At 72.6% G+C, this 24,525-nt stretch carries 22 protein-coding genes; 10 read left to right on the forward strand and 12 right to left on the reverse strand.

Annotation, left to right across the window (positions count from 1 at the left end):
* The first annotated feature begins 11 nt into the window (after positions 1 to 11).
* From BGO91_RS10360 to BGO91_RS10370, 3 genes are read left to right on the forward strand one after another with little or no spacing between them, the layout of a single operon-like run.
* Positions 12 to 761: a FadR/GntR family transcriptional regulator gene (locus BGO91_RS10360; RefSeq protein WP_290472684.1), complete on the forward strand. Its 750-nt coding sequence runs from the start codon at positions 12 to 14 to the stop codon at positions 759 to 761.
* Positions 758 to 2,068 carry an MFS transporter gene (locus BGO91_RS10365; protein WP_290472685.1) on the forward strand — a complete coding sequence of 437 codons (1,311 nt, stop codon included), beginning with the start codon at positions 758 to 760 and terminating at the stop codon, positions 2,066 to 2,068. The genes BGO91_RS10360 and BGO91_RS10365 overlap by 4 nt, the downstream gene beginning before the upstream one ends.
* A 56-nt stretch (positions 2,069 to 2,124) precedes the next feature.
* Entirely contained in the window at positions 2,125 to 2,964 is an 840-nt protein-coding gene (locus tag BGO91_RS10370; RefSeq protein ID WP_290472686.1) for an AraC family transcriptional regulator, read from the forward strand.
* Positions 2,965 to 3,061: 97 nt separating this feature from the next.
* Here BGO91_RS10370 and BGO91_RS10375 read toward each other — a convergent pair whose 3' ends face one another.
* Positions 3,062 to 3,961 carry an NAD(P)-dependent oxidoreductase gene (locus tag BGO91_RS10375; protein WP_290472687.1) on the reverse strand — a complete coding sequence of 300 codons (900 nt, stop codon included), beginning with the start codon at positions 3,959 to 3,961 and terminating at the stop codon, positions 3,062 to 3,064.
* Between the two features lie 94 nt (positions 3,962 to 4,055).
* Between BGO91_RS10375 and BGO91_RS10380 the strand changes: the two genes are divergently transcribed.
* A complete protein-coding gene (locus tag BGO91_RS10380; protein WP_290472688.1) occupies positions 4,056 to 4,961 on the forward strand; it encodes a LysR substrate-binding domain-containing protein in 906 nt (301 codons plus the stop codon).
* A 100-nt stretch (positions 4,962 to 5,061) separates the two neighbouring features.
* On the opposite strand, the gene BGO91_RS10385 is transcribed toward BGO91_RS10380, so the two are convergent.
* Entirely contained in the window at positions 5,062 to 8,550 is a 3,489-nt protein-coding gene (locus BGO91_RS10385) for a S9 family peptidase (RefSeq protein WP_290472689.1), read from the reverse strand.
* Positions 8,551 to 8,975: 425 nt separating this feature from the next.
* Between BGO91_RS10385 and BGO91_RS10390 the strand changes: the two genes are divergently transcribed.
* Complete coding sequence (locus BGO91_RS10390) at positions 8,976 to 9,773, forward strand: hypothetical protein (protein WP_290472690.1); 798 nt, start codon at positions 8,976 to 8,978, stop codon at positions 9,771 to 9,773.
* A 104-nt stretch (positions 9,774 to 9,877) separates the two neighbouring features.
* Positions 9,878 to 10,753, forward strand: coding sequence for a L,D-transpeptidase (locus BGO91_RS10395; RefSeq protein ID WP_290472691.1), 876 nt, complete (start codon positions 9,878 to 9,880; stop codon positions 10,751 to 10,753).
* Between the two features lie 73 nt (positions 10,754 to 10,826).
* Here BGO91_RS10395 and BGO91_RS10400 read toward each other — a convergent pair whose 3' ends face one another.
* The 4 genes from BGO91_RS10400 to BGO91_RS10415 form a co-directional block, all read right to left on the reverse strand.
* A complete protein-coding gene (locus BGO91_RS10400) occupies positions 10,827 to 11,150 on the reverse strand; it encodes a hypothetical protein (RefSeq protein ID WP_290472692.1) in 324 nt (107 codons plus the stop codon).
* 316 nt (positions 11,151 to 11,466) lie between these two features.
* Positions 11,467 to 12,882, reverse strand: coding sequence for an MATE family efflux transporter (locus tag BGO91_RS10405; protein WP_290472693.1), 1,416 nt, complete (start codon positions 12,880 to 12,882; stop codon positions 11,467 to 11,469).
* A 102-nt stretch (positions 12,883 to 12,984) separates the two neighbouring features.
* On the reverse strand, positions 12,985 to 13,464 hold the full coding sequence (locus BGO91_RS10410) for a MarR family transcriptional regulator (RefSeq protein WP_021761224.1): 480 nt from the start codon (positions 13,462 to 13,464) through the stop codon (positions 12,985 to 12,987).
* Between the two features lie 24 nt (positions 13,465 to 13,488).
* Positions 13,489 to 14,226, reverse strand: coding sequence for an alpha/beta hydrolase (locus BGO91_RS10415; RefSeq protein ID WP_290472694.1), 738 nt, complete (start codon positions 14,224 to 14,226; stop codon positions 13,489 to 13,491).
* Positions 14,227 to 14,349: 123 nt separating this feature from the next.
* Between BGO91_RS10415 and BGO91_RS10420 the strand changes: the two genes are divergently transcribed.
* From BGO91_RS10420 to BGO91_RS10430, 3 genes are all read left to right on the forward strand, one after another.
* Entirely contained in the window at positions 14,350 to 15,561 is a 1,212-nt protein-coding gene (locus BGO91_RS10420) for an SfnB family sulfur acquisition oxidoreductase (protein WP_290472695.1), read from the forward strand.
* A gap of 14 nt (positions 15,562 to 15,575) precedes the next feature.
* The gene (locus BGO91_RS10425; RefSeq protein WP_290472696.1) at positions 15,576 to 16,964 is read left to right on the forward strand and encodes an LLM class flavin-dependent oxidoreductase; all 1,389 of its coding nucleotides are present in this window, start codon (positions 15,576 to 15,578) and stop codon (positions 16,962 to 16,964) included.
* 106 nt (positions 16,965 to 17,070) lie between these two features.
* On the forward strand, positions 17,071 to 18,513 hold the full coding sequence (locus BGO91_RS10430) for an APC family permease (protein ID WP_290472697.1): 1,443 nt from the start codon (positions 17,071 to 17,073) through the stop codon (positions 18,511 to 18,513).
* A 20-nt stretch (positions 18,514 to 18,533) separates the two neighbouring features.
* On the opposite strand, the gene BGO91_RS10435 is transcribed toward BGO91_RS10430, so the two are convergent.
* The 5 genes from BGO91_RS10435 to ctaD all read right to left on the reverse strand — a co-directional run bounded on the left by BGO91_RS10435 (position 18,534) and on the right by ctaD (position 22,846).
* Positions 18,534 to 18,911 carry an SIP domain-containing protein gene (locus BGO91_RS10435; RefSeq protein ID WP_290472698.1) on the reverse strand — a complete coding sequence of 126 codons (378 nt, stop codon included), beginning with the start codon at positions 18,909 to 18,911 and terminating at the stop codon, positions 18,534 to 18,536.
* Positions 18,912 to 19,060: 149 nt separating this feature from the next.
* Positions 19,061 to 20,233, reverse strand: coding sequence for an acetyl-CoA C-acyltransferase (locus BGO91_RS10440; protein ID WP_290472699.1), 1,173 nt, complete (start codon positions 20,231 to 20,233; stop codon positions 19,061 to 19,063).
* Positions 20,234 to 20,290: 57 nt separating this feature from the next.
* Positions 20,291 to 20,902, reverse strand: coding sequence for a vitamin K epoxide reductase family protein (locus BGO91_RS10445; RefSeq protein ID WP_290472700.1), 612 nt, complete (start codon positions 20,900 to 20,902; stop codon positions 20,291 to 20,293).
* 4 nt (positions 20,903 to 20,906) lie between these two features.
* Positions 20,907 to 21,155, reverse strand: a complete 249-nt coding sequence (locus BGO91_RS10450) for a hypothetical protein (RefSeq protein WP_290472701.1) — start codon at positions 21,153 to 21,155, stop codon at positions 20,907 to 20,909.
* Entirely contained in the window at positions 21,152 to 22,846 is a 1,695-nt protein-coding gene (gene ctaD / locus BGO91_RS10455) for a cytochrome c oxidase subunit I (RefSeq protein WP_290472702.1), read from the reverse strand. The genes BGO91_RS10450 and ctaD overlap by 4 nt, the downstream gene beginning before the upstream one ends.
* A gap of 140 nt (positions 22,847 to 22,986) precedes the next feature.
* On the opposite strand from ctaD, the gene BGO91_RS10460 reads away from it, so the two are divergent.
* On the forward strand, positions 22,987 to 23,613 hold the full coding sequence (locus tag BGO91_RS10460; protein WP_290472703.1) for a helix-turn-helix domain-containing protein: 627 nt from the start codon (positions 22,987 to 22,989) through the stop codon (positions 23,611 to 23,613).
* 15 nt (positions 23,614 to 23,628) lie between these two features.
* Here the strand turns inward: BGO91_RS10460 and BGO91_RS10465 are convergent, their stop codons facing one another.
* On the reverse strand, positions 23,629 to 24,507 hold the full coding sequence (locus BGO91_RS10465; RefSeq protein ID WP_290472704.1) for a hypothetical protein: 879 nt from the start codon (positions 24,505 to 24,507) through the stop codon (positions 23,629 to 23,631).
* Positions 24,508 to 24,525 lie beyond the last annotated feature (18 nt).

Consider the following 24,525-nt stretch of genomic DNA (forward strand, 5'->3'; position numbering starts at 1 on the left):
GCGTGGCCGTCATGCCTCGTCTCGCCCCCAACGTCCCGCTCTCGGAACGCATCGCCATCCAGCTGCGCCAACGGATCGCCGAGGGCGAGTTCCCGGTCGGCACCCTGCTCCCGACCGAGGTCGATCTGGCCCAGGAGTTCGACGTCAGCCGCGGCTGCGTCCGGGAGGCCGTGCGCTCCCTGGTGCACGCCGGGATGCTCGGCGCCCGCGCCGGCTACGGGACGTTCGTCGTCGCCACCAGCGACCTGGCGCCCGCGCTCGCCCGCCGGCTCGAGCACGACCGCATCGCCGACGTGCTCGAGGTGCGGCTGCTGCTGGAGCGCGAGGGCGCCCGCCTGGCCGCGGCCCGGGCCACACCGGGGCAGCGGGAGGTGCTGGCCGAGGCACTGGAGCAGCGTGCGGCCGCCCGCGACACCGGTGACGCGCCGGCGTACGCCGAGGCGGACCGCCGGTTCCACCGTGCGGTCTTCGAAGCCTCCGGCAACGTGCTGCTCGCCGAGCTCTACCGCGGCGCCGGCGGAAACGATCAGGCGCTGCTCCACCTGGACTCCCCGGACGTCGACCTCGCGGCCCTCGCCGACGACATCGCGAGGATCGACGCGACGCACGTCGAACTCGTGGCCGCGATCGACGCCCGCGACCCCGACCGCGCGGCCGACGCCGCCGAGCGGATGGTGCACGTCGCGCACCAGCAGGCCGGCTTCGAGCCGGCGACCCCCGAATCCCGCACCGCCGCCCAGCCCGAGGAGAACGCCCGATGAGCACCGAGACCCGCCCCACCCCCGCGCAGCGGGCCGGCCAGAGGAGCGCCCGGCCGTCCGAGCGCATCCGCCCGCTCCGTCCCGCCCTCGTGATCGCCGGCCTGCTGCTCGTGGCGGGCAACCTCCGCGCCGGCATCACGACCGTCGGCCCGGTGCTCGCCGAGCTGCAGCACGACCTGGGGCTGTCGTCGCTGACCGCGTCCATCCTGATCAGCCTGCCGCTGCTCGCCTTCGCGTTCGTGTCGCCGTTCGCCCCGGCGTTCGCGCGCCGGCTCGGCCTCGAGCGCGCGCTCGGCGTCGCCCTCGCCGGCCTGGCCGTCGGTCTCGTCGTGCGCTCGCTGCCCGGCCTGCCGCTGCTGTGGATCGGCACGGCCCTGCTCGGCGTCGCCATCGCCATCCTGAACGTGGTGCTCCCGGCACTCGTGAAGCGCGACTTCCCGACCCGCATCGGGCAGGTCACCGGCGCCTACTCGGCCGTGCAGGCGTCCTTCGCCGCGATCGCCGCGGGTGCCGCGGTGCCCGTCGCCGCGCTCACCGCGTGGGGCTGGCGCCTGCCCCTCGGGATGTGGGCGGGCCTCGCGCTCATCGCCCTCGCGGTCATGGTGCCGCAGCTGCGCCGCCGCACCGTCGTGCCGCCGTCGGAGGACGACGTCGCGCTGGTCGAGCCGCACCACCCGACGCCGTCCGGAGGCGCGACGGGCGGACGCCAGACCGACGGACGCTCGGCCGGCGGACGCTCGCCCTGGGGCACCGCCATCGGCTGGCAGGTCACCGCGTTCATGGGGCTGCAGTCGGTCGGCTTCTACGTGTTCATCACCTGGCTGCCGTCGATGGAGGGCGCAGCCGGGGTGGATGCCGCCGCCGCCGGCGTGCACCAGCTGCTGCTGAACGCCTTCGGCATCGCGGGCAGCCTCCTCGCCTCCACGCTCATCCCGCGCTTCCGCGACCAGCGCCTGCTCGCCGTCGCCGGGCCGACGCTCTTCGCACTCGCAGCCCTCGGCGTGCTGCTCGCCCCGCAGCTCGGCGGGGTGTGGGCGAGCATGGCCGGTCTCGCCGGCGGGTCGAGCATCGTGCTCGCGCTGTCGTTCTTCGGCCTGCGCACCCGGCACCACGACCAGGCCGCCGCCCTCTCCGGGATGGCGCAGTCGGTCGGGTACGTCCTCGCCGCCGCCGGCCCCATCGCCGCGGGCGCGCTGCACGACGCGACGGGGTCGTGGACTCCGGCGCTCGCGATCCTCACCGGGCTGCTCGTGGTGCTCGCGGTGTTCGGCTACCTCGCCGGCCGCGCGCGGGTGATCGCCGACTGAGCTCCGATGCTCGGTGCCGGCGCGCGGGGTGGCGCATCCCGTAGGCTCGGTGCACCATGAGCGAAGGGCCGTCGAACCGGGCACCCGCGCCGGCGGGCTTCGGCTTCCGCCAGCGGTCGGCCGGCGACGCCGTGGAGACCTGGGACGTCACCCTCGACGGCGTCGGATTCGACCGGCACCGCCACGAGACCTACGGGATCGGCGTGACCCTCTCGGGCGTCCAGCGCTTCTACTACCGCGGCGGACACCACGCCGGCCTCGTGGGGCAGTGGCACATCCTGCACCCGGGCGAGCTGCACGACGGCATGCCCGGCGACACCCACGGCATCGCCTACCGCATCTTCTACGTCGACCCGGCGGCGATCCGCGCGGCGGGCGGCCTGACCGCCCTGCCGTTCGTGCGCGACCCGATCGCCCGGCCCGACCGGCTGCCCCTCCCCGGAGCCGCCACGGTCGCGCGCTGGTCGGCCGCCGGCGACGAGCTGCAGGAGGTGGAGGTCGTCGAGGCGCTCGCACGCGTCCTGGTGACAGCCTCGGGCGGCCCGGCGCCGACGGGGCCGAAGCGGGTCGACCTCCCCGCCGTGCTTCGGGTGGCGCAGGCGCTGCGCGACGAGCCGCAGGCGGACTGGAGCGCTGCGCGGCTGGAGGGGCTCTCCGGGCTCAGCCGGTGGGAGCTCGCCCGCCAGTTCTCGGCCGCCCTCGGGACCAGTCCCAGCCGCTACCGCTCCGCCAGCCGGGTGCGGGCGGCGCGCAGACTGCTCGCCGACGGCTGGTCGCTCGCCGACGCCGCCGCGACGGCCGGGTTCAGCGACCAGGCGCACCTGACGCGCGTCTTCCGCGAGACCCACGGGGTCACCCCCGGCCGCTGGCGCGACGCGCAGCGCGCCGCGGGCTGAGCCTCCCTCTCCCCGCCGAGCGGGCGAATCCTTCGCCGTCTCGGCGGATTCGCGTGCCCTTCGTGCCGCCTCGCCGCCTCGGCGCCTCGCCGCCCGCTCAGGCGCGACGGGAGGCTGCGCGGGCCGAGAGCGCGGTGATCACGGCGGCCATGTCGTCGCCCGCGCGGCCGGAGGCGGCGGTCTCGGCGAACAGCTCGCGGCACACGGCGATGAGGGGATGGGCCGAGCCGGCGTCGCGCGCGGCGTCCTCGATGAGGGCGGCGTTCTTGAGCACGTCGCCGATCGCCGCCTGCGGCGAGAGGTCGCCGTCGACGAGCTTGGCGGCCTTGCCGCGCGAGACCGCGGAGGCCATGGGACCGGCATCGAGCACCTCCCGCAGCACCCTCGGGTCCGCTCCCGTCACCTCGGCGAAGTGGAACGCCTCCGCGAGCCCCGTCACCATCGTGATGAGGAAGGTGTTCACCGCGAGCTTCATCGTGAGCGCCGCGGGAACGGCGCCGCAGACGAATCGCTGTGCGCACATCGCGTCGACGATCGGCGCGACCTCGGCCACCGCGTCCTCCGGGCCGGCGAGCATCGCGACGAGCGTGCCCTCCATCGCGGGCACGCGCGAACCGGAGACCGGCGCCTCCACGTAGGCTCCGCCCGCCGCTGCGATGTCGGCGGCGAGCCCGCGCGAGTAACCGGGCGTGACGGTTCCCATCTGCATCACGATGCGCCCGGCCACGCGCTCGGCGAACGCGGGGCCGGTCCGGTCGAGGACGGCGTCGATCGCGCCCTCGGTGGCGAGCATGAGGATGACGGTGCGGCAGCGGGAGAACAGGTCGTCCACATCCCGGGCGATCGCCGCGCCCCGCTCGGCGAGTTCGGCGGCGGGCCCCGGCGACCGGTTCCAGGCGACGACATCGAAGCCGGCCGCCAGGAGGTTGCCCGCCATCGGGCGCCCCATGATGCCGAGCCCGGCGAAGCCGACGGGGGAGGAGGTCGCAGCGTCCATGGGCCCAGGATCGCGCGCGCCGGGGTGGGTCGTCTTGAACGGATGTGCGACTACGGTGGAGATCGCCACAACCGTCCCTTGTGTCTGGAGCCGCATGCGCGAACCCGATCTCGACAGCCTGCGTCTGTTCGTCGGCGTCGCCGCGGGCGGGAGCCTCTCGCGCGCCGCCCGCGAGGCCGGCGTCTCGCAGCAGGCGGCGTCCGCCCGGATGGCGGCGCTCGAACGCGAGCTCGGCGTCTCGCTCCTGACCCGCACCTCCCACGGCACCCGGACCACCGAGACGGGCGCGCTCGTCGTCGAGTGGGCGACCGAGCTGCTGGCCGCCGTCGACCGGTTCGCCTCCGCCACGGCCGCCCTGCGCGCGCCCGCGTCGGGGAGCGTGCGCGTCGCGGCGAGCATGACGATCGCCGAGCACCTCGCCCCCGCGTGGCTCACCGCTCTGCGCGCGGCCGAGCCCGAGGTCCGCATCGAACTGACCGCGGCGAACAGCGTCGCGGTGGTGGAGGCCGTGCGCGCGGGATCGGCGGACCTCGGCTTCATCGAGACGCCCGACCTCCCCTCCGGCCTCGCGCACCGTTCGATCGCGACCGACGAACTCGTGGTCGTCGTCGGCCGGGGGCATCCGTGGGCGCGGCGCCGTTCGGGCGTGACGGCGGCCGAGCTCGCCGCCGCGCCGCTCGTCGCGCGCGAGAGCGGATCGGGGACGCGATTGGCGCTCGAACGCGCGCTCGCCGGAGCCGGACTCGCGCCCGCCGACCCGGCGCTCGAACTCTCGACGACGAGCGCGATCCGCTCGACCGTGGCGGCGGGCGCCGAACCGGCCGTTCTCAGCATCCTGGCCGTGCGCGATCAGCTGGAGCAGGGCTCCCTCGTGCAGGTGCGGGTGCGCGACCTGCGCGTCATCCGCCCGCTCACCGCGATCTGGGGCGCGGGCACCGGCGCGGGAGCCGAACCCGCCTCCCCGGCCGCCGCCCACCTCCTCCGCCTCGCCGCCCGCTGACCCCGCCCCGCCCCGCCCGCAGCAAACCGCCGAGTACGCGAATCCTCTGCGTACTCGGCGGTCTCCTTGCTGCGTACTCGACTGCTGGGCGAGCCCGGGATTACGAGGCGGTGCGGCGGCGGCGCGAGAGGGCGAGGAGGCCGGCTCCCGCGAGCAGGACGGTCACGCCGCCGAGCAGCCAGAGCCCGACCGCCGATCCGGTCGCGGCCAGCGCACTCGCGCCGCTCGACGAGGCGCCCGCCCCGGACCCGGCCGAACCGGATCCGTCCGTCCCGGATCCACCGGTGGAGGCCGCCGGGGCGACGGTCACCGTGATCGGGTCGGAGGTGGAGGCGCTCGCCGTCGCGGTGCGGGCGAAGGAGGCGGTGATCGCGTGATCGCCCGCCGCGAGGCCGCCGGGGAGCGTCAGCGTCGCGACGCCGTCCACGATCGTCACCTCACCGAGCACCGTCGGCGCAGCGGCGGCGGCAGCAGCCTGAGCGCCCGCCGCATCCACCCCGCCGAGCGCGGAGGCCGTCGCGGTCGGAGCGGCCACCGGCTCGCCTCCGTCGAGGAAGGCGACCGTGCCCGCGGTGTCGCGGCCGGTGACCGTGGCGGTGAAGGTGACCTTCTGCCCCGCCGTCGTCTTTGCCGGTGTCACCGTGACGGTCGTCTCCGTCGGCGCGAGCACCGAGACCGACACGGTCGCCGCACGGCCCGAGCCGGAGCCCGACGCCGTCGCCTCCGCGGGGCCGAGGTCCGCGTCCTCCGGCACGGTCACCACGACCGAGGCGGTGCCGTCCGTGGCCGCGACCTGCGTGCCGAGGTCGGTCGCGCCGTAGCGGAACGCCACCGTCTCACCGGCACGGTAGCCGGTCGCGCGGAGGGTGAACGAGCCTCCCGGTGCCACATCCTCCGCCGAGGTCTCGAGCGGGACCGGGGTCGTGGCGGCGGCGAGCTCGGCGCAGACGTCGCCCTGCTCTCCGACCGGGGCGAGCGCCGGGGCGGCGCCGGTGACCCCGTCGTCCTCGCGCACGGTGAGGTTGGCGAACGCGCTCGCGCCCATGACGGCGTTGGTGCTATTCGTGACGCTCACCTTGAAGGCCGAGCTGGGTGCCGCCGAGGTGGCGGTGTTCCCGAGCGTCGGGACGGTGACCGCTTTGCAGGTCTCGCCGGGGGCGAAGGCGACCTTCTCCATCCCGATCCCGACCGCGGCGGTCGCCGAGCCGATGACCGAGACGTAGGCCGTGACCGCCGACTTCTCCGCGCGGTTCAGGTAGACCGCGACGTCGGCGGTGCCGGGGCCGTCGCCCTCCTCGACCGTGGTGGGTGCGACGTTCACCGTCGTCCGGGTCTGCACCACGGCGGTGCCGACGGAGGGGGTGTCGAAGGCCAGGTCGGAGAGGTAGACGCCTCCCGTGCCGGTGCCGTCCGCGCCGACCGCGGCGGTGAGGCGCACCTCGCGCACGTCCGTCAGGTCGATGCCGGTGATGGTGGAGGTCGGGATGGTCAGCTGCTGCAGGACCACCTTGTTCAGCGTCGTGTTCGTCCCGCCGGGCATCCGGTTGACCGCGAGCGGGTTCACCGCGGAGGCGGTGGTCGCGAACGTCTTGCCCGCGCCGTCCACGACGGTGATGCGGAAGTCGGTGCCGGTCTGCACGGCCTCGTCGGGCGCCGTCTTCAGCGTGAGCTGGGAGTGGCGGGAGGCGTCGCGGTCTTTCGCCGGGACGGTCACGCGCAGCTCGCCGGTGCTCGGGACGGCGGGGTCGGTGGTCGACGCCCCCGTCCAGAGGAACCGGGTGACGGGGAACTCGGGCACGTTCGGCGCGAACGAGCCGGGGGTCCAGTGCGGCACCTGGGCGGAGGCCTTGGTCGTGGCGCAGAACGGGAGCGACTGCGGCACCGTGCGGCCGGTCAGGTTGGTGCAGACCGCCGCGGTGGCGCCTCCCGAGACCCGGACCAGGGAGCTCGTCTCGGTGAAGTCGTTCACCAGGGAGGTCTTCGAGGCGGGCTGCGTCGCCATCGTCCGCACGTCGGCGTACGCCGTCGACGCGGTGGACGGCTTGACCGATCCGTCGAACAGCGACTGGAACCGGGTCTCGCCGCCCATCGTGAGGCGGAAGAAGCCGGTCATGTAGCTGACGCCGACCTGGTACTGCTGCGCCGCGGTCATGCGTGTCGGGTTGGTGGTCGCGCAGGTCGACGTGGTGTCGGTCGTGCGCCAGTCGTCACCCGTGGCGGCCGGGTAGAGTCCCGGCGTCCACACGGTGTTGAAGAAGTTGTGGTTCGCCCCCATGACCCAGACGGCGGAGCGGAGCACGTCGTCGTCGAACGCGTGGCGCGAGTCGTCGATGAAGTGCTGGCCCTGCTGGTTGGAGACGTCGCCGTCGCAGTAGGGGAGGAACACGGCGGTGGGCACATCGGGCAGCGTCATGCGGCCGAAGTCCACCGGTGCGAGCGGGAGCACCGACTCGATGCCGTAGGGCTTCGCGAGCGCCTGGTTGAGAGTCGCGGCCGAGACCACGCCCTCGCCGCCGCGGGAGTGGCCCATGATGCCCACGTGCCCGAGGTCGAAGCGTCCCTTCAGCGACGCGGCGGTGATCCCGGATGCCGCGGCCGGCTGGTCGGTGCGGGTGGTCGCGCGGAGGAGCGCCTCGTCGAGGGTGCGCGTCGTCGTCGTGCTCGGGACGGTGTCGGTCGCCGTGGTGATGTCGTCGTACGCGACCGCGTCGCCGGCCGTGGCCTTCGCCAGCATCCCGAGGGTGTCGAGGACGAGCCGGCCGCGCGCCTGCGCGCCGTAGTCGAGGGCGAGCTGGTTGTCGTTCGAGTTGACCGCGTTCGCCGCGATCGACAGCACGTTGTAGCCGCGGGAGGCGAGCGCCCGCGCCGTGCCCTCGTAGCCGAGGTAGGAGCGGATGTTCATCTGGGTCGGTCCGCAGGGCCAGCGCAGCGGGTTGGCGCCGGTGCCCGAGCAGGAGGTGTGGCGGCCGTGCAGCAGGACGACGGTCGGGCGCGCGCCGGTCGCGTTCGTCAGGTACATCTTGCCGGTGAGCTCACCGCGGATGCCTCCGATGGCGGCCAGCGGAACGGCCTGGTCGCCGAAGTCGTACTCCGCCTCGGTGACCGTGTACGAGCCGAGGTCGGCCGGGTCCTCCACGGCGGCGAGCTGTGCGAACGACTTCAGCTGCTTGGTGAGGGTCGTGTTCTCGGGGACGGCCGGCGTCGCCGGGGCCTCGGGCGTCTCGGCGGCCTTGTCGTCGGCGCCGCTCGACCATCCCTTGGTGACGGAGGAGGCGCTCGCGACAGCGGGGTCGGTGGTGACGACCCCGAGGGTCAGTCCGTCGGCGGACTCGGTGGCGAGGCCGATCGGCTCGCCGTCGACCACGATGGTCGGGGCGTCGTCGACCATCGGCAGCGGTTCGTCGAGGTCGAGCGAGACGAGGTAGCCGCCGGGGGAGGTGGTGACCGCCCAGTCGGATCCGGAGGCGACCACCGGGTCGGGAGCGGGCGCCGCGAGGGCGGCGGGGGCCGTCGTGAGGGCGACGACGGGGATGAGGGCGGCGGCGACGGTGAGGGCGATCCGCCGTCGGACGGGCAGGCGTGTTGGCACGGTTCTCCTAGCTCGGGGGCGTGGGGGGAGTCGCCCGGGCATGGCGAAGCAGCCGGTCCGGGCGGCGAGGAGGAGCACGAGAGCCGAGCTGAACGGTCTCTCAGAAAGGAGGGTATGGGCACCCTGGGGCCCTACGGGGCCGCGGAAACGGACTGGTAACACAACGTTTACGACGGGCGAACAAACCAGCCGCCTGTGATCAGAATCGCACGGGGCGTGTCAAGAGTCCGGCCTCCCCCGTCCGAGGGGAGGTCGACCGTCTCCAGTGGGCCAGCGGCGGGGTCGGATGCGTAACCGTTCGCGCGGACTACTGCATCCTCGTGGCGGGTTACTGAAATCCGGCGAGAAGCCGGAAGGGGTAGCAGACGCTCTCCTAGATTCGCCTGTGGGCGAACTCGCCCGTCTACCTCACCACAGGGAGTTCCATGCTTTCCACCACCAAGGTGCGCGCCGCGTCCGTTCTCGGTGCTGTCGCCGTCGTCGGCGCACTGTCGCTCTCCGCCGTCCCCGCCAACGCGGCCGGCGCGGAGATCTCGGTCGCGTCGACCACGTTCACGATCGGCGACTGGGGCTCCGGCCTCGCGGTCACCGGCTCCGGCTTCGACCTGAGCGCCGATGTCACCGTCTCCCTCGTGGACGTCGAGCCGACCGGCACGGTGGAGCTCGACAGCACCATCACGGCGAGCGACGACACCGGCGCCATCGTGCTCGACTGGACCCCGTCCGTCGACGCGGACCTCCCCGCCGACGCGGACTACGACCACGGCTACCTCGCCGTCGTCGCGACCGACGGCTCGGGCAACACCGCCGCCGAGGTCCCGCTGACCCTCCTCTGGGAGAAGGGCATCTGGACCAGCTCCGACACCATCACCACGGCCGAGCTGATCGACCCCGACGGCGGCGTCACCGTCGCCGCGGGCGGCTACACGCCCGGCGAATCGGTGGCCGTGACGATCACGTACGCCGGTTACACCTTCACCCACACCGAGACGGCGGACCGCTTCGGTCTCGTCGGCTTCACCTGGACCATCATCGGCGGAACGGTCGAGGCCGGGACCATCGAGTTCACCTTCGACGGTGCCACCTCGGGTCTCTCGCAGTCGATCAGCGTCGCGGTGACCGGCCCGGCGATCGAGGTCGGCGGCGCCCCGGAGGACTCCACGACTCCGGCGACGCTCACCCCGGCCGGCGACCCCGTCGCCAGCCCGCGCGTCTCGGGCTGACCTCCGTCATCCCCTGGCCGGCGGCACCCACGGTGCCGCCGGCCATTGCGCTTTCCACACACCCACGCCGTCCGTCCGTCCTGCCACCCGTGTCGAGGAGAACAATGCCGAAGTCCCGAGTCCTCGCCGTCGCCGTGTCCGTGGTCGCGACCCTGTCGTTGGCCGCCTGCGGCTCACCGAGCGCTCCGCAGACCAGCGCACCGCCGACGCCCAGCGCGACGGCGACCGCGGCCGCCCCGATGCCCGCCGTCCCGTCCCTCTCGCGCTCCGAGATCGCGGCGTTGCCGGCGGCCGTCTACGACGCGGTCATCCCCGGCCTCCTGCCCGCGCCCGCGGAACCGATCGCCGCCCCCGCGGCCTGCCGGGTCATGTTCGACGCCCCGCTGTTCGCCGCGGACTTCAGCACTCCGGTCGCCCGCATCCCGGCCACGGATTTCCGGGGCCAGCGGACGGTCGTCGTCCCGGTCCGGATCGACGGACCGTGGGCGCTCGTGCTCACCCCCGCCCGTCAGGTCCTGCCCTCCCAGGTCGCCGCCGGCGAGCCCGCCGCCCCGGCACAGACCGCGGCCTGGATGCCGGCGGCCAGCCTGTCCGGCAAGAAGACGCTCGCGACGTCGGTGCGCATCTCGGTCGCCGCGCAGACCCTGAGCATCCTCGACGCCGCGGGCACGGTGACGGACTCCTGGAGCGTGGGAGTCGGCACCGACGAGACCCCGACACCGACCGGCGTGACCGGCTACCTGCAGGCCCGCTACACCGATGCCGACCAGGGCCAGCCGGAACACCCGATCCAGCTCACCTCCCTGCACGCCACCGCCGCCGACGAGCCCTTCGGCGGCTCCGACGGCGGCCTGATCGGCATCCACTACTTCGAGCAGAGCAGCGGCGCGGTCTCCCACGGCTGCGTGCGGCTGCCCGCCGCCGCGATCGACGCCGTGAACGCGCTGCCCCTGGGGTCGCTGGTCGTCATCGAGGACTGATGGCGGTGTCGCGAGCGTCAGGGTGACGTTCTGGCTGCTCGTCGACGCCGACTGGTGGCTCAGCGCCGGTTCGTCAGAACCCACCTTCCGACACATCGCGCCAAGCGTGAGCGATATCGCCTGCGCCCATCCCTGGCTCGAGGTCGACGTACTCGCTCGCGTCGTCGTTGACGAGAACGACACGCGGGAAGACATCCGGCAGACTGGCTCGGACGGCGGCGGCGACGCGGTAGGCCTGGTCCGGAGTGCCATCGGTGCTGAGGTGACCGTCGCTGTACTTCTCCACGCGGAAGGACGGCTGATCGGGTTCCTCGACCATCACCTGGTACTCGGTGTATTGCGGTCGTCGGCTCGGGTAGAAGGTGACGTTCTCTGCACCGAATTCGGTCTGAGCCATCCGGAGAAGGCTGTCGGCGTCAAGCACCGGGGTGTTGTCGCTCGCAGCAATCATCATTTGGTGCCCCCGCAGTGATGGTCCGATCGACTTTAGCGGCGCCGGGCCTTTGATCGTCACCTGAGCGCGCGTCGAGTTTTCAGAAGCCGCCGTCGGAGATGTCGCGCCAGCCGACCTCGACGTCGTGGGCCTCCGCTCCACCACCCGTCATGCAACGCCCGTTTCAGTCCGTCCGCCTATACGGAGGGGCCGTTCCCGATTCCATATCCGGTGCCGCCAGCGTGGGCTCGTGGACGCCTGCCCCGGGGGCGATCAGCCCTCACGCCGCCATCGCCTCCTCTGCGGCCGCGAGCGCCGCCTCCGCCTGCTCGGGAGTGGCGACCAGCGCCTTCCGCGACGCGGCGAACAGGGCGGCGCCGAGGACGAGCACCAGCAGCTCCGTGACCGTCATCGCCCAGATGACGCCGGTGATCCCGAACACCGCGTTGCCGATGAGCACGACGGGGATGAACAGGATGCCCTGCGCGACCGACATGATCGTCGCGTTGCGCATCTGCTCGGTGGCCTGGAAGACGGCGATGATCAGGCCGGTGAAGCCGTTGAACAGGGTGGAGACGAGCATGGCGGTGAGGATGAGGGTGCCGTCCTCGATGACCGACGGGTCGGCGCTGAAGAGGGCGAACACCTGGTCGCGGAAGAGGAAGACGATCGTGGAGAAGACGAGCACGATCCCGGCGATGGCGACGGCGCTGCCGGTGATGGCCTTGCGCAGCCGGGCGCCGTTGCGGGCGCCGAAGGCGTAGGCGAACAGCGGGATGGCGCCCATGAAGACGCCCATGCAGATCATCTCGGGCAGCTGGGCGATGCGCAGCGCGACGCCCATCGCGGCGAGCAGGGAGGCGCCGTAGGCGATCGCGATCCAGTTCATGACGAGGGTGGTGACGATGAGGAACGACGACATCAGGAGCTCGGAGGCGCCGACGCCGAACACGGTGGTGAGCATCTCGCGGTCGGCGCGGAAGAACCGCGGCGCGAGCGAGACGGACTCGCTGCGGCGCGAGAGCCACCAGACGTAGTAGGCGACGGTCACGATGTTCGAGAGGCCGAGCGCGATGCCGGCGCCGAGCACGCCCCAGCCGAGGCCGAGGATGAAGATCACGTCGAAGACGAGGTTCGCGATGGTGGAGGCGATGAGGCCGGTCATGGAGGCGACGGCCGCACCCTCCGCCCGCACGAGCTGCTCGAGCGCGAAGGCCGAGACGTAGATCGGGGCGAAGGCGAACATCGCGCCGATGTACAGGGCGGTCGGGGCGAGGGAGGCTCCGGACGCCCCGACCGCCATGGCGATCGGCGTCGCGAAGATCACGCCGAGCACGCCGATGACGACGCCGCCGGCGATCGCACCCCAGAAGGTGAACGACGAGACCTGCTTGATGCGCGTGGCCGCGGCGTCCACATCCGCCCCCGGCTCCTCCTGCGATCCGAGGAGGCGAGAGACGAACGTGCCGCCGCCGACGCCGAAGACGCCGCCGACCGCCATCACCAGCGCGAAGACCGGGAGGGAGAACGTCAGCGCCGCGAGCAGCGGGGTGGAGTGGAGGGCGCCGACGAAGCCGGCGTTGATGATGTTGTAGACGGCGCCGACCGAGAAGCCGGCGATCATGGGCACGCAGAGGTGCACGAGCGCCCGCCAGATGGGGGCCGATGACAGGGTGAGGCGGTTGGATGAGGACATGACGATGTCTCCGTTCCGGTGAACGGCTGGGAAGCCTGGTGATCAGAGGGATGCCGGCGGCGGGTGCCGACGAGCGGCGTGCCGGCGCGCGGCGGAGGCCGGCTAGCGGCGGCGGCTGCGCTCGGTGGTGCCGGGCGGCGGAGCGTCGCCCGCTTCGACGATGGAGTCGGCGAGCGGCTGGAGCAGGGCGATGAGGGCGTCCTGGTCGGCGTCGTCGAGCACCGCGAAGATGCGCTCCTGCGCCGCGGTCATGACGTCGTCGAACCCGGAGACGACCCGGGAGCCCTCCGCGGTGGCGCGGATGAGCTTCACGCGGGAGTCCGTCGGGGACGGCTCGCGCGTGATGTAGCCGCGCTCCTCCAGCCCCTGCAGGAGGCTGGTGACGCTGGCCGGCGTGGTACCGGACATCTCGGCCAGTTCGCGGGCGATCACTCCGCGGTCCTGGTTCTCGTCGAGGTAGGCGAGGGTGAACGACTGGGAGCGGGTGAGCCCGCTCTGGCGGATCCACTCCTCCCCGGCGGCCCGCTGCGCGAACAGGATGGTGCGCAGGAGGTCGGCCAGCCGCTCGGTTCTCGATGTCATAGTTAGAACTCTAATCATTAGAATTCAAACTGTCAACAGGATCTCCCGCAGAACACGCCCGAACCGCTCCGGCCGTTCGAGCATCATCAGGTGGCCGGCCTCCGGGACGATGGCGTCGCCGCGCGCCTCCCGTCGCGCCCACCCGGGCACGTCCCACCCGGCCGCGCTCCGGGAGCCGGCGACGAGGGAGACCGCCGTACGGCCGAAGACCCGCCGGAGCCGGGCCTCGTACTGAGGCGACGCGGTCTCCTCGACGACCGCGCGAGCGGACTCCCACACCGTGCGCCAGGGCTGGAACGCGAGCGCGCTCGCCGCCGCCTCCTGCAGCCGTTCGCTCGGCTCGATGCCGTCGGACGCGAGGAAGGCGGCGGGATCGGCGAGATGCGTCTCGATCTCTGCACGCGCCTCCGCCTCGGCCATCGCCGCGAGGGAACGCGACCAGAAGGCGTCCGCGAGCGAGAAGTTGCCCTCCACGGTGACAAGGCCGGCGACGCGCTCGGGCGACTCGTCGGCGAACCGGAAGGCGTAGACCGCCCCGATCGAGTGCGCGACGAGCACGACCGGGGTCTCCCCGTGCAGGCGGTCGACATGATCCCGGAGCGCCTCGACCTGGCCGTCGACGGTCACGGCCTCGCCCGCGGCGGCGCCGTACCCGCGCAGGTCGGGCGCCGAGCAGTGCGCCGGGGCCAGCTCCGCGAACGTCCGCGCGTCGGCGAACGGGCCGAACAGACCGTGGACGAAGACGAGCGGCGAGAGGGGCACGCTCGATCCTCCCACCGCGGGCCACCCGGTTGTTACCGCACGTTTCGGGAAGCGAGCGAGCCCGGTCGCGCCCGCACTACCGTTTCGGGACGGACCCCTCCCGCCCCCCCCGAAGGATCAGCCATGACCGCCGACACCGACGTCACCACCGCCCCGCCCCGCGCCCGGGTGATCGCCTCCGACACGGAGGCGCGCGCGGTCGCCCGCGAGTTCGCCGAGTCCGTGCGCCCGTACGCGGCGCAGATCGACGCCGAACGCCGCATCCCCGCCGAGGTCGTGGATGCGTTCAGCGCGACCGGGCTCTGGGCCATCACCATCCCGCGCGAGCACGGCGGCGCCGACGTCTCGCAGGCCACCCTCGCCGACGTGATCGCGACCGTCTCGGCCGTCGAGCCGTCGCTCGGGCAGATCCCGCAGAACCACTTCTGCCTCGTCGAAGACATCCGCCTCTCCGGAACGGAGGAGCAGAAGGCGTTCTTCTTCGGCCTCGTCCTGGCCGGCGCGCGCTTCGCCAACGCCTTCTCGGAGGCGGGCGGCAAGAACGTCGCCGAGATCCAGACCCGGCTGGTGGCCGACGGCGACGAGGTCGTCGTGACCGGGCGCAAGTTCTACTCGACGGGCTCCGCGTACGCGCACTGGATCCCCGTGCTCGCCGTCGACGAGAGCGGCCTCGAGCAGCTGGTCTTCGCCGAGCGCGACAGCGCCGGCCTCACCGTCGTCGACGACTGGTCCGCATTCGGCCAGCGGGCGACCTCCAGCGGCACCGTCCTGCTGGAGGGGCTGCGCGTGCCCGCCGACCGGGTGTTCCCGATGCACACCGAGTACGAGAACCCGACCATCGCGGGGCCGTTCGCCCAGCTGACCACCCTCGCGATCGACCTCGGCATCGCCCGGGGAGCCATCCGCGAGACCCACGAGGCGGTGCGCGCCGCCCGCCCCTGGATCGACAGCGGGGTGGACTCCGCCGCCAAGGACCCGCTCACCCTCGAACGCGTCGGGCGCCTCGACATCGACCTCGCCGCCGCGGAGGCCCTCACCGAGAAGGCGGGGGAGGCCGTCGACGCCGCGAAGCCCGCGGCCGACGAGCACAATGTCGCCGCGGCCTCCATCGCCGTCGCCCGCGCGAAGGTGCTGACGACCGAGCTCGCGCTCGAGGCCGCCAGTCGCCTGCTCGAACTGGGCGGCACCCGCTCGACCCTCGGCGCCAAGGCGCTCGACCGGTACTGGCGCAATGCGCGCGTGCACACGCTGCACGACCCGGTGCGCTGGAAGCCGGTCATCGTCGGCGACTACGTGCTCAACGGCACGCTCCCCGCCCGCCACTCCTGGATCTGAGCGGCGGCGACGGGATGGCGCAGCAGATCCGCCTCAACGCGTTCACGATGAACTCGGTCGGGCACCTCTCGCCCGGCCTCTGGCGGCACCCGCGCGACGAGTCGCGCCGCTACCTCGACCTCGACTACTGGACCGGGCTGGCGCAGACGCTCGAGCGCGGGCTGATCGACGCCGTCTTCCTCGCCGACGTGCTGGGCGTCTACGACGTCTACGGCGGCAGCCGGGATGCGGCCCTGCGCGGCGGCGTCCAGGTGCCGGTCAACGACCCCCTCCAGGTCATCCCGGCGATGGCCGCGGCGACGGAGCACCTGGGCTTCGGTGTCACCGCGAGCGTCTCGTTCGAGCATCCCTACCCGTTCGCGCGCCGCATGTCGACGCTCGACCACCTGACGCGCGGGCGCATCGGCTGGAACGTCGTCACGAGCTACCTGAACAGCGGCGCCCTCAACCTGGGCGTGAGCGGGCAGGAGGCGCACGACCGCCGCTACGAGATCGCGGAGGAGTACCTGGAGGTCGCCTACAAGCTGTGGGAGCGCAGCTGGGACGACGACGCGGTGGTGGCGGACGCGGAGACCGGCGTCTACGCCCACCCCGACCGCGTGCACCCGATCGAGCACGAGGGCGAGTTCTTCCGCGTGCCGGGCATCCATCTCAGCGAGCCGAGCCCGCAGCGCACCCCGTTCCTGTTCCAGGCGGGCGCCTCCCCGCGCGGTGTCGCGTTCGCCGCCCGCCACGCCGAGAACGTGTTCGTGGCCGCTCCCTCGAAGAAGGTGCTGGCCGCGCAGGTCGCCGCGCTCCGGGAGGCCGTCGGCGAAGCCGGGCGCGACCCCGACGCCGTCGCCGTGATCAACCAGCAGACGGTCATCGTCGCCGAGACCGACGCCGAGGCGCAGCGACGCCTCGACGAGTACCTCGCCGTCGCCTCCACCGAGGGCGCGCTGACGCTGATGTCGGGCTGGACCGGCATCGACTTCTCCCGCCTCGACCCCGACGCGGTGCTGCGCGATCAGGAGTCCAACGCCATCCAGTCCGTCGTCCGTGCGTTCAGCGCCGCCGACCCGGACCGCGCGTGGACGGTGCGCGAGATCGCGGAGTACGCCCGCATCGGCGGCGACGGCCCGGTCATCGCCGGGTCGGCCGAGACGGTCGCGGACGCGCTGGAGGAGTGGGTCGACCAGACCGGCGTGGGCGGGTTCAACCTCGCCGCCGCCGCCGTCCCCGAGACGTTCGAGGGCGTCGTCGACCTGCTCGTGCCCGAGCTGCAGCGTCGCGGCCGCTACCAGACCGCGTACCGCCCCGGGACGCTGCGGGAGAAGCTCGGCGCGACCGGACCGCGCATCGCGGCGACGCATCCCGCCGCCGCCGTGACGCTCGGCGAACCCGTCGCCGGCAACATTCGGTAACCGGCCGAGACGGCGGGGCGGCCGCGACGCTACATTCCCTCCAGCGTGCACCGCCCTCCAGCGTGCACCGCCTTCCTGCACCCCTTCCCGAACCGCGAGGACCCCCATGGCCATCGACGACCAGACCGCGACGACCGCCCCGGCGGACGCACCCGCCCGCTCCCGGCTCCGAGGCAACCTCGGCGTCGCCTCCATCGTGTTCATGGTGGTCGCCGCCGCGTCGCCCCTCGGCGTGATCGGCGGACCCGTGCCGCTCGGCATCGCCGTCGGCAACGGCGCCGGCTTCCCCGCCACGTTCATCATCGCGACCGTCGTGCTGCTGCTCTTCGCCGTGGGCTTCACGACGATGACCCCGCACGTGAAGTCGGCCGGCGCGTTCTACTCCTACGTCGACCGCAGCCTCGGCCGCAGCGCGGGGCTCGGCACGGGCTTCGCCGCCCTGCTGTCGTACCTCACGCTCGAAGCGGCCGTCTTCGGCCTGATCGGCCCGGGCGTGGACTCGCTGCTCGGCTCGTACGGGGTGCCCAGCATCCCCTGGTGGATCTACGCCTTCGTCGCGTTCGCCGTCGTGGCGTTTCTCGGCTACCGCAACATCGAGCTCTCCGGCCGCGTGCTCGCCGTGCTCCTCATCGCCGAGGTCGCGATCGTCCTGGTGCTGGATGCGGCCATCGTCTTCAGCGGGGGAGGCCCGGAGGGGCTGTCCACCGGAATCGTCACGCCGTCCGCGATCCTCTCGGGCGCTCCGGGCATCGGGATCCTGTTCGCCATCCTGAGCTTCATCGGCTTCGAGGCGACCGCGGTGTTCCGCGACGAGGCGCGCGACCCCGACCGCACCATCCCGCGCGCCACCTACCTCTCGCTCGTGCTGATCGGCGTCTTCTACGCGCTCTCCAGCTGGGCGCTCATCAGCGCGGTCGGCGACTCGACGGTCGTGAAGACCGCCGCGGACCACGGCGGCACGCTGCTCTCCGACGTGACGCAGCGGTACCTCGGCACGGTGGGCGAGCACATCATCCAGGTGCTGTTCGTGACCAGCCTGTTCGCGTGCATCCTGTCGTTCCACAACATCGTGTCGCGGTACGTGTTCACCCTCTCGGGCCGCGCCGCCCTGCCGCGGCGGCTCGGGCACGCGCACACGCGCTTCGGGTCGCCGCACCGCGCCTCCCTCGCCGCGGGCGTCGTCGTCGGCGTGCTGCTGGTCGTGGGAGCCGCGACCGGCCTCGACCCGATCAACCAGTACTACACCTGGCTCGCCGGGTTCTCGTCGGTCGGCGTCGTGCTCCTGCTCGGCATCACCAGCGTGGCCGTGCTCGTCTTCTTCGCCCGCAACCGCAGCGCGGCCTCGCTCTGGCGGCGGGCTGTCGCGCCGGCCCTCGGGCTGCTCGGGCTGGTCGTGTTCCTGGTGCTGATCCTCCAGAACCTGCCGACCCTCGTCGGCGGGAGCGTCCCGCTCGCCGTGGGGATCGTCGTGCTGCTGCTCGTGGCGTTCGCGCTCGGCCCGATCGTCGCGCGCCTGCGGGCGTCGGCGGGCGTCGCCTCCGACGACTGACCCGCCTGGCGCGGGTCCGGTCAGGCGGCGCCGGGATGCGCGCGGCGCGACTCGATGCGGGCGCCGAGGTCGCCGAACACCGCGTCCGCGCGGGTGTTGCCGCGGCAGCCGAGCCACATCACGAACGGGGCCTGCTCCTCGCCCATCGCCTCCGGCATCCACTCGTCGATCCACGCGGCGACGGCGCGCATCGCCAGGTCGCCCCGGGCCGCGTGCCGGTCGCCGCGGACGAGCCAGGTGACCTGGATGCCCGGTGGCACGGGCCAGATCATCGCGTCCATCCCGTCGCGAACCTCGAGGTAGATCTGCCCGTAGGCGTCGACCGGCAGGCGCGAGACGAGCGGCTGGAGCACGGGGAGATCGGTCTCGTCGCCGACGAGGAGGAAGTGGGCGGGCACGTCTCCGACGCTAGCCGAGCGTCTCCACTTAGGCAAGCCTTACCTAACCACTCTCGGGCCGCCGGGTGGCGAGTCGGCGAACAGTCCGCCGCCTCGCCGGTTTCGCGTGCACTTCGTGCTGCCTCGCGGCTGCCGGAACGCGCTCGGGGTCAGGACTGCAGGATGACCGCCATGCCTTGGCCGACGCCGATGCAGATCGCCGCGACGCCGATCCCGCCGCCGCGCGCCGCGAGAGCGTGCGCGAGGTGCCCGACGATCCGGGCCCCGGAGGCGCCGAGCGGGTGCCCGATGGCGATCGCGCCGCCGTGCACGTTGACCTTCGCCGGGTCGAGCCCCGGCCAGAGCCGCAGGCAGGCGAGGGACTGCGCGGCGAACGCCTCGTTCAGCTCCACCAGGTCCACGTCGTCCCATGTCAGGCCCGTGCGGGCGAGGGCGCGCTCGACCGCCGCGACCGGAGCGATCCCGAAGGCGTCGGGCTCGTTGCCGACGACCGTGCGGGCGACGATGCGCGCCAGCGGCGCCGCGTCGAGAGCGCCCTCGGCGCCGAGCAGCAGCAGACCAGCCCCGTCGTTGAGCGGCGAGGAGTTGCCCGCCGTGACCGTGCCTCCCTCGCGCCGGAACGCCGGCGCCAGACCGGCCAGCGCCTCCGCCGTCGTGTCGGGACGGATGCTCTCGTCCCGCTCGAGCGGAACCCCGGGCACCGGCACGGCCTCGGCGGCGTAGGCACCGGCGTCCCACGCGGCGGCGGCGCGGCGGTGCGACTCCAGCGCGAACGCGTCCTGCTCCTCGCGCGGGATGCCGAACCGGTCGGCGAGCAGCTCCGCCGTCTCTCCGAGCGGCACGGTCCAGGCGGCCGGCATCGCCGGGTTCACGAGGCGCCAGCCGAGCGTCGTGGAGACCAGCGCCTGGTCGCCGGCGGGATACGGCCGGTCGGTCTTCGGGAGCACCCACGGCGCTCGCGACATCGACTCGACGCCGCCCGCGACGACGAGGGAGGCGTCCCCCGTCTCGACGGCGCGGCTCGCCTGCACGACCGCCTCGACCCCCGAGCCGCACAGCCTGTTCACCGTGGCACCCGGAACCGTGACCGGCAGTCCGGCCAGCAGCACGGCCATCCTGGCCACGTTGCGGTTGTCCTCGCCGGCCTGGTTGGCATCCCCGAGGAGCACATCGTCGATCGCCGCCGGGTCGAGCCCGGGATGCCGGTCCACCAGGGCGCGCAGCGTCGAGGCCGCCAGGTCGTCGGGGCGGACCCCGGCCAGGGCCTTGCCGTAGCGGCCGAACGGCGTGCGCACGGCGTCGTAGACGAACGCGGCGGTCATGCTGCCTCCTCCGGACGCCCGCCTCGTCGCGGTGCGATCCTCCGCCAGCCTAGGTCGTCACACGAACGCCCGGTGGATCCAATCGAGCTGCACCTGCGCGAGCACGGCCACGATCGCGTAGCAGGCGACCGTGATCAGCGGCACCCAGCCGTAGAGCGTCGCGCACACCCGGCGCGCCCGCTCGGGAAGGGGGATGTTCCCCGACTTCAGGTTGTACAGCGTGACGCCCCAGAAAGTCGGGATGGTGACCGCCCACGTGACCATGCACCACGGGCAGAGGATGTGCAGCGCGGTGAGGGACGCCGTGATGAGGAACACCACCAGCGCCAGCGCGAGGACGACGCCCGCGTTGAAGGCGATCCAGAACCACCGCGACAGACCGCCGCGGCTCGCCAGCACGGCGACACCCGCGGCGATCGTCGCCGTCCAGCCGATCAGCCCGAGCAGCGGGTTCGGGAACCCGAGCAGCGAGCCCTGCCAGGAGGCGAGGTTCGTCGCGCATCCGATCAGGACGTTGACGCTGCAGGTCAGCTGCGCGTTCGGGTCGCGCAGCATGTCCAGCTTGTCGATCGTCAGGAGGAAGGCCGCCGCCAGGCCGATGGCGCCCGCGACGATCAGCCAGATCGCGAGGAGGCGCGGCCTCGGGTCGAGCCGGGAGGCGGTCGTCATCGGTTCACACCGGCCAGGGGAGCAGGCAGACGCACACGACGAGCGTGGTCGCCGCGGCGATCGCGACGGCGCCGGCCGCGGAGTGACGGCGCGCGTGCGGAGTGGCGCCCCACAGCTCGGCCCGCGCGCAGGTGCGCTCCGCATCCCGGACGATCTCGCCGGTGCCGGGGAGGCCCAGGTCGAGCGTCCCGCGCCGGGCCTGCCGGCGGATGCGTTCGGCCTCGTCGACCGTCATCGCCGTCGCGCTGCTCATCGGGCCGGCTCCGGCTCCTCGGCCGCGCCGGTCGTCAGCGGCGCGAGCTCGGCGCCGGTGCCGTGGTGCAGGTCGAACGCGGGCGACTCCGAGCGGATGCGCGGGATCGACGTGAAGTTGTGCCGCGGCGGCGGGCAGCTGGTCGCCCACTCGAGCGATCGGCCGGTGCCCCACGGGTCGTTCACGGTGACCTTCGGCGCGCGACGCCAGGTCAGGTAGATGTTGACCAGCAGCGGGATCATCGACGCGGCCATCACGGCCGAGCCGAGCGTCGAGAGCTGGTTCATCCAGGTGAACCCGTCCTGGGGCAGGTAGGTGGCGTAGCGCCGCGGCATGCCGATGACGCCGAGCCAGTGCTGGATGAGGAACGTCATGTGGAAGCCGATGAACAGCAGCCAGAAGTTCCACGTGGCGAGCGTCTCGTTGAGCATCCGCCCCGTCCACTTCGGCCACCAGTAGTAGAGGCCGGAGAAGGTCGCGAAGATGACCGCGCCGATCAGGACGTAGTGGAAGTGCGCGACGACGAAGTACGTGTCCGAGACGTGGAAGTCGAGGGGAGGGGAGGCGAGGATGACCCCGGTCAGGCCGCCGAACGTGAAGTTGATCAGGAACCCGATGGCGAAGAGCATGGGCGATTCGAACGTCAGCGAACCCCGCCACATCGTGCCGACCCAGTTGAAGATCTTCACGCCGGTCGGCACCGCGATGAGCATCGTCATGAGCGAGAACCAGGGCAGCAGCACGCTTCCGGTCACGTACATGTGGTGCGCCCACACGGTGATCGACAGGGCGGCGATCGCGACCGTGGCGTAGACGAGGGTCTTGTAGCCGAAGATCGGCTTGCGGCTGAAGACCGGGAGCACCTCGGAGACGATCCCGAAGAACGGCAGCACGATCACGTAGACCTCGGGGTGGCCCCAGAACCAGAAGAGGTGCTGCCAGAGCAGCGCGCCTCCATTCGCCGCGTCGAAGATGTGGGCGCCGAAGACGCGGTCCGCCATGGCGGCGACGAGGGCCGCGGCGAGCACCGGGAACGCCATGAGCGCCAGGATCGACGTGATGAGCGTGTTCCAGGTGAAGATCGACATCCGGAACATGGTCATGCCGGGCGCGCGCATGGTCATGATCGTGGTGATGAAGTTGACCGACGAGAAGATCGTCGCGAAGCCGAGCAGGACAGCGCCGGCGAACCAGAGGGTGTTCCCGAGCCCGGGCGAGAACGTCGTCGAAGCCAGCGGCTGGTAGGCGAACCAGCCGAAGTCGGCGGCGCCCTGCGGCGTCAGCAGACCGCCCGCGGCGATGAGTCCGCCGAACAGGAAGCACCAGAACGAGAAGGCGTTCAGCCGCGGGAACGCCACGTCGGGGGCTCCGAGCTGCAGCGGGATGATCACGTTGGCCGCGCCCGTGAAGAACGGCATCGCGTAGAGCAGCAGCATGATCGTGCCGTGCATCGTGAACATCTGGTTGTACTGCTCGCCCGACAGGATGTGCAGGCCCGGCTCCATCAGCTGCGCGCGGATGAGGAGCGCCATGATCCCGCCGATGGCGAAGAACACCCCGGACGCGACCATGTACATGTAGCCGATGGTCTTGTGATCGGTGGAGGTGATCCAGCTCACCACGATGTTGCCCTTGCGGGTCGGGCGGGTGAGCGCTCGCTGCTGCGGAGGGTCCGTGATGGTCGCGGTCATCCCTCGATCGTGGTCGCCGGGGGAGGCGCCCCGCCGGACCGAACGCCGGAAATAATGCATACGTTGTGACAGGTGCGCAGCCCCTTCTACACTACGTAGAAGAGGCGTCCCGCTCCGGGATGCGGAGCGGGGAAGAGCACGTGGCGCAGCGGGAGACGACCGGAATCCGGCGCACGCTCGTCTCGTCGCCGCGTCTCCGCCTCCTCGAACGCCTCCAGCAGGAGAGCCCCCAGACCGCGCCCCGGCTGGCGCAGGCGGTCGACCTGCACCACAACACCGTCCGCGAGCACCTGGATCGCCTGGTCGACGACGGCCTGGTCACCCGCACGACCGAGCACCGCACGGTGCGGGGGCGTCCGCAGGTGCTCTACTCGGCGAGCCGCGGCCTCGACGGTGCGAGCGAGCGTGCCCGCGCCCAGACCGGCCGCGCGATCGCGCTGGGCCGCGCGTATCGCCAGGCGTTCCCGCCGTCGCTCGACCGCGGCGCGACCGATGCGGACGACGCCGCCGACGCCCAGCTCGACGTGCTCGAGGACTACCTCGACCGCTGCGGCTTCGAACCGTGCGTCGACCGGGCGGCCCTCGAGATCCGGCTGACCTGCCCGTTCGGCGCCCTGCGTTCCGAGTTCGCCGACTCGCTCTGCACGGTGGACCGCACGGTGGTCTGCAGCGTCGTCGCCCGGGTCGAGGGCCCGCTCGACGTGACGGGGATCACCCCCGCGGCCGACGCAGGCACCTGCGTGCTCCGGATGGTGCGGCGGGACTAGCGACGCGGGCGGCCGTCACTCCAGCCCGAGCTCGCGGCGCCAGTGCGCCAGGAACTCGGCGCCGGCGTCGTCGTGGATCGCGTCGCCGATCGTGATCACCTCGTACGGGCGGTCCAGGATGCCGTCGGCCGGCCGCACATCCACGTGCGCGACCTCGAAGCCGGCATCGTGCACGTAGTCGGCCATCTTGTAGTCGCTGCGCGAGTCGCCGACCGAGCGCCAGCGCCGCGGGAGCGGACCGCGCTCGGCGAAGTACTCGAAGGCCCGCTGCGCGCCGCGGTCCTTGTCGAGCAGCACCGACTCGATGTCCGTCGAGATGATGGTCGGGTCGATGCGGAACGGCACCGTGCCGTCGGCGCCGGGGGTCGAGCGCTCGCCGTGGCGCAGGCCGATGCCCATGCCGGTCAGGAGGTCGTAGGCCGCATCCTCGAAGCGCGGCTGCGCCTCCTTGTAGACCTCGGACTCCACGTCGGTGCGCTGCTCGACCGAGATCATTGCGCGCTTCGTCTCGTCGAAGAACATCGTGTCGGCGAACCGCTCGCGCACGAGGGAGCGGATGCCGTCGACCGCCTCCGGGGAGAACGCGACCGACTCGTCGACCGTCACCTCGCCCATCCCGTCGGCCGTGATCGCCGCCCAGGCGCCGCCCTTCTCGAAGACGCCGAACATCCGGGCGCCCTGCTGCTCGAGCGCATCCCCCAGCCCCGCGTCGAGGAGCGGCGCGACGACCTGGTGGCGGATGAAGTCGCCGGAGCGCCCGGTGATGAACGCGATCGGCACCCCCGCCGCCGCGATGGCGACGAGGTCGGTGACGATGCTGCGCACGTTGATCGTGCGGGTGACGGGGCTGGCGAGGGGGCCGTCGACGTCGAAGAGGAGTCCGAGATTGTGCACACCCCATTGTCGCGGATG

This window comes from Leifsonia sp. 71-9, assembly GCF_001898805.1.
In the GTDB taxonomy this organism is placed as follows: domain Bacteria; phylum Actinomycetota; class Actinomycetes; order Actinomycetales; family Microbacteriaceae; genus Leifsonia.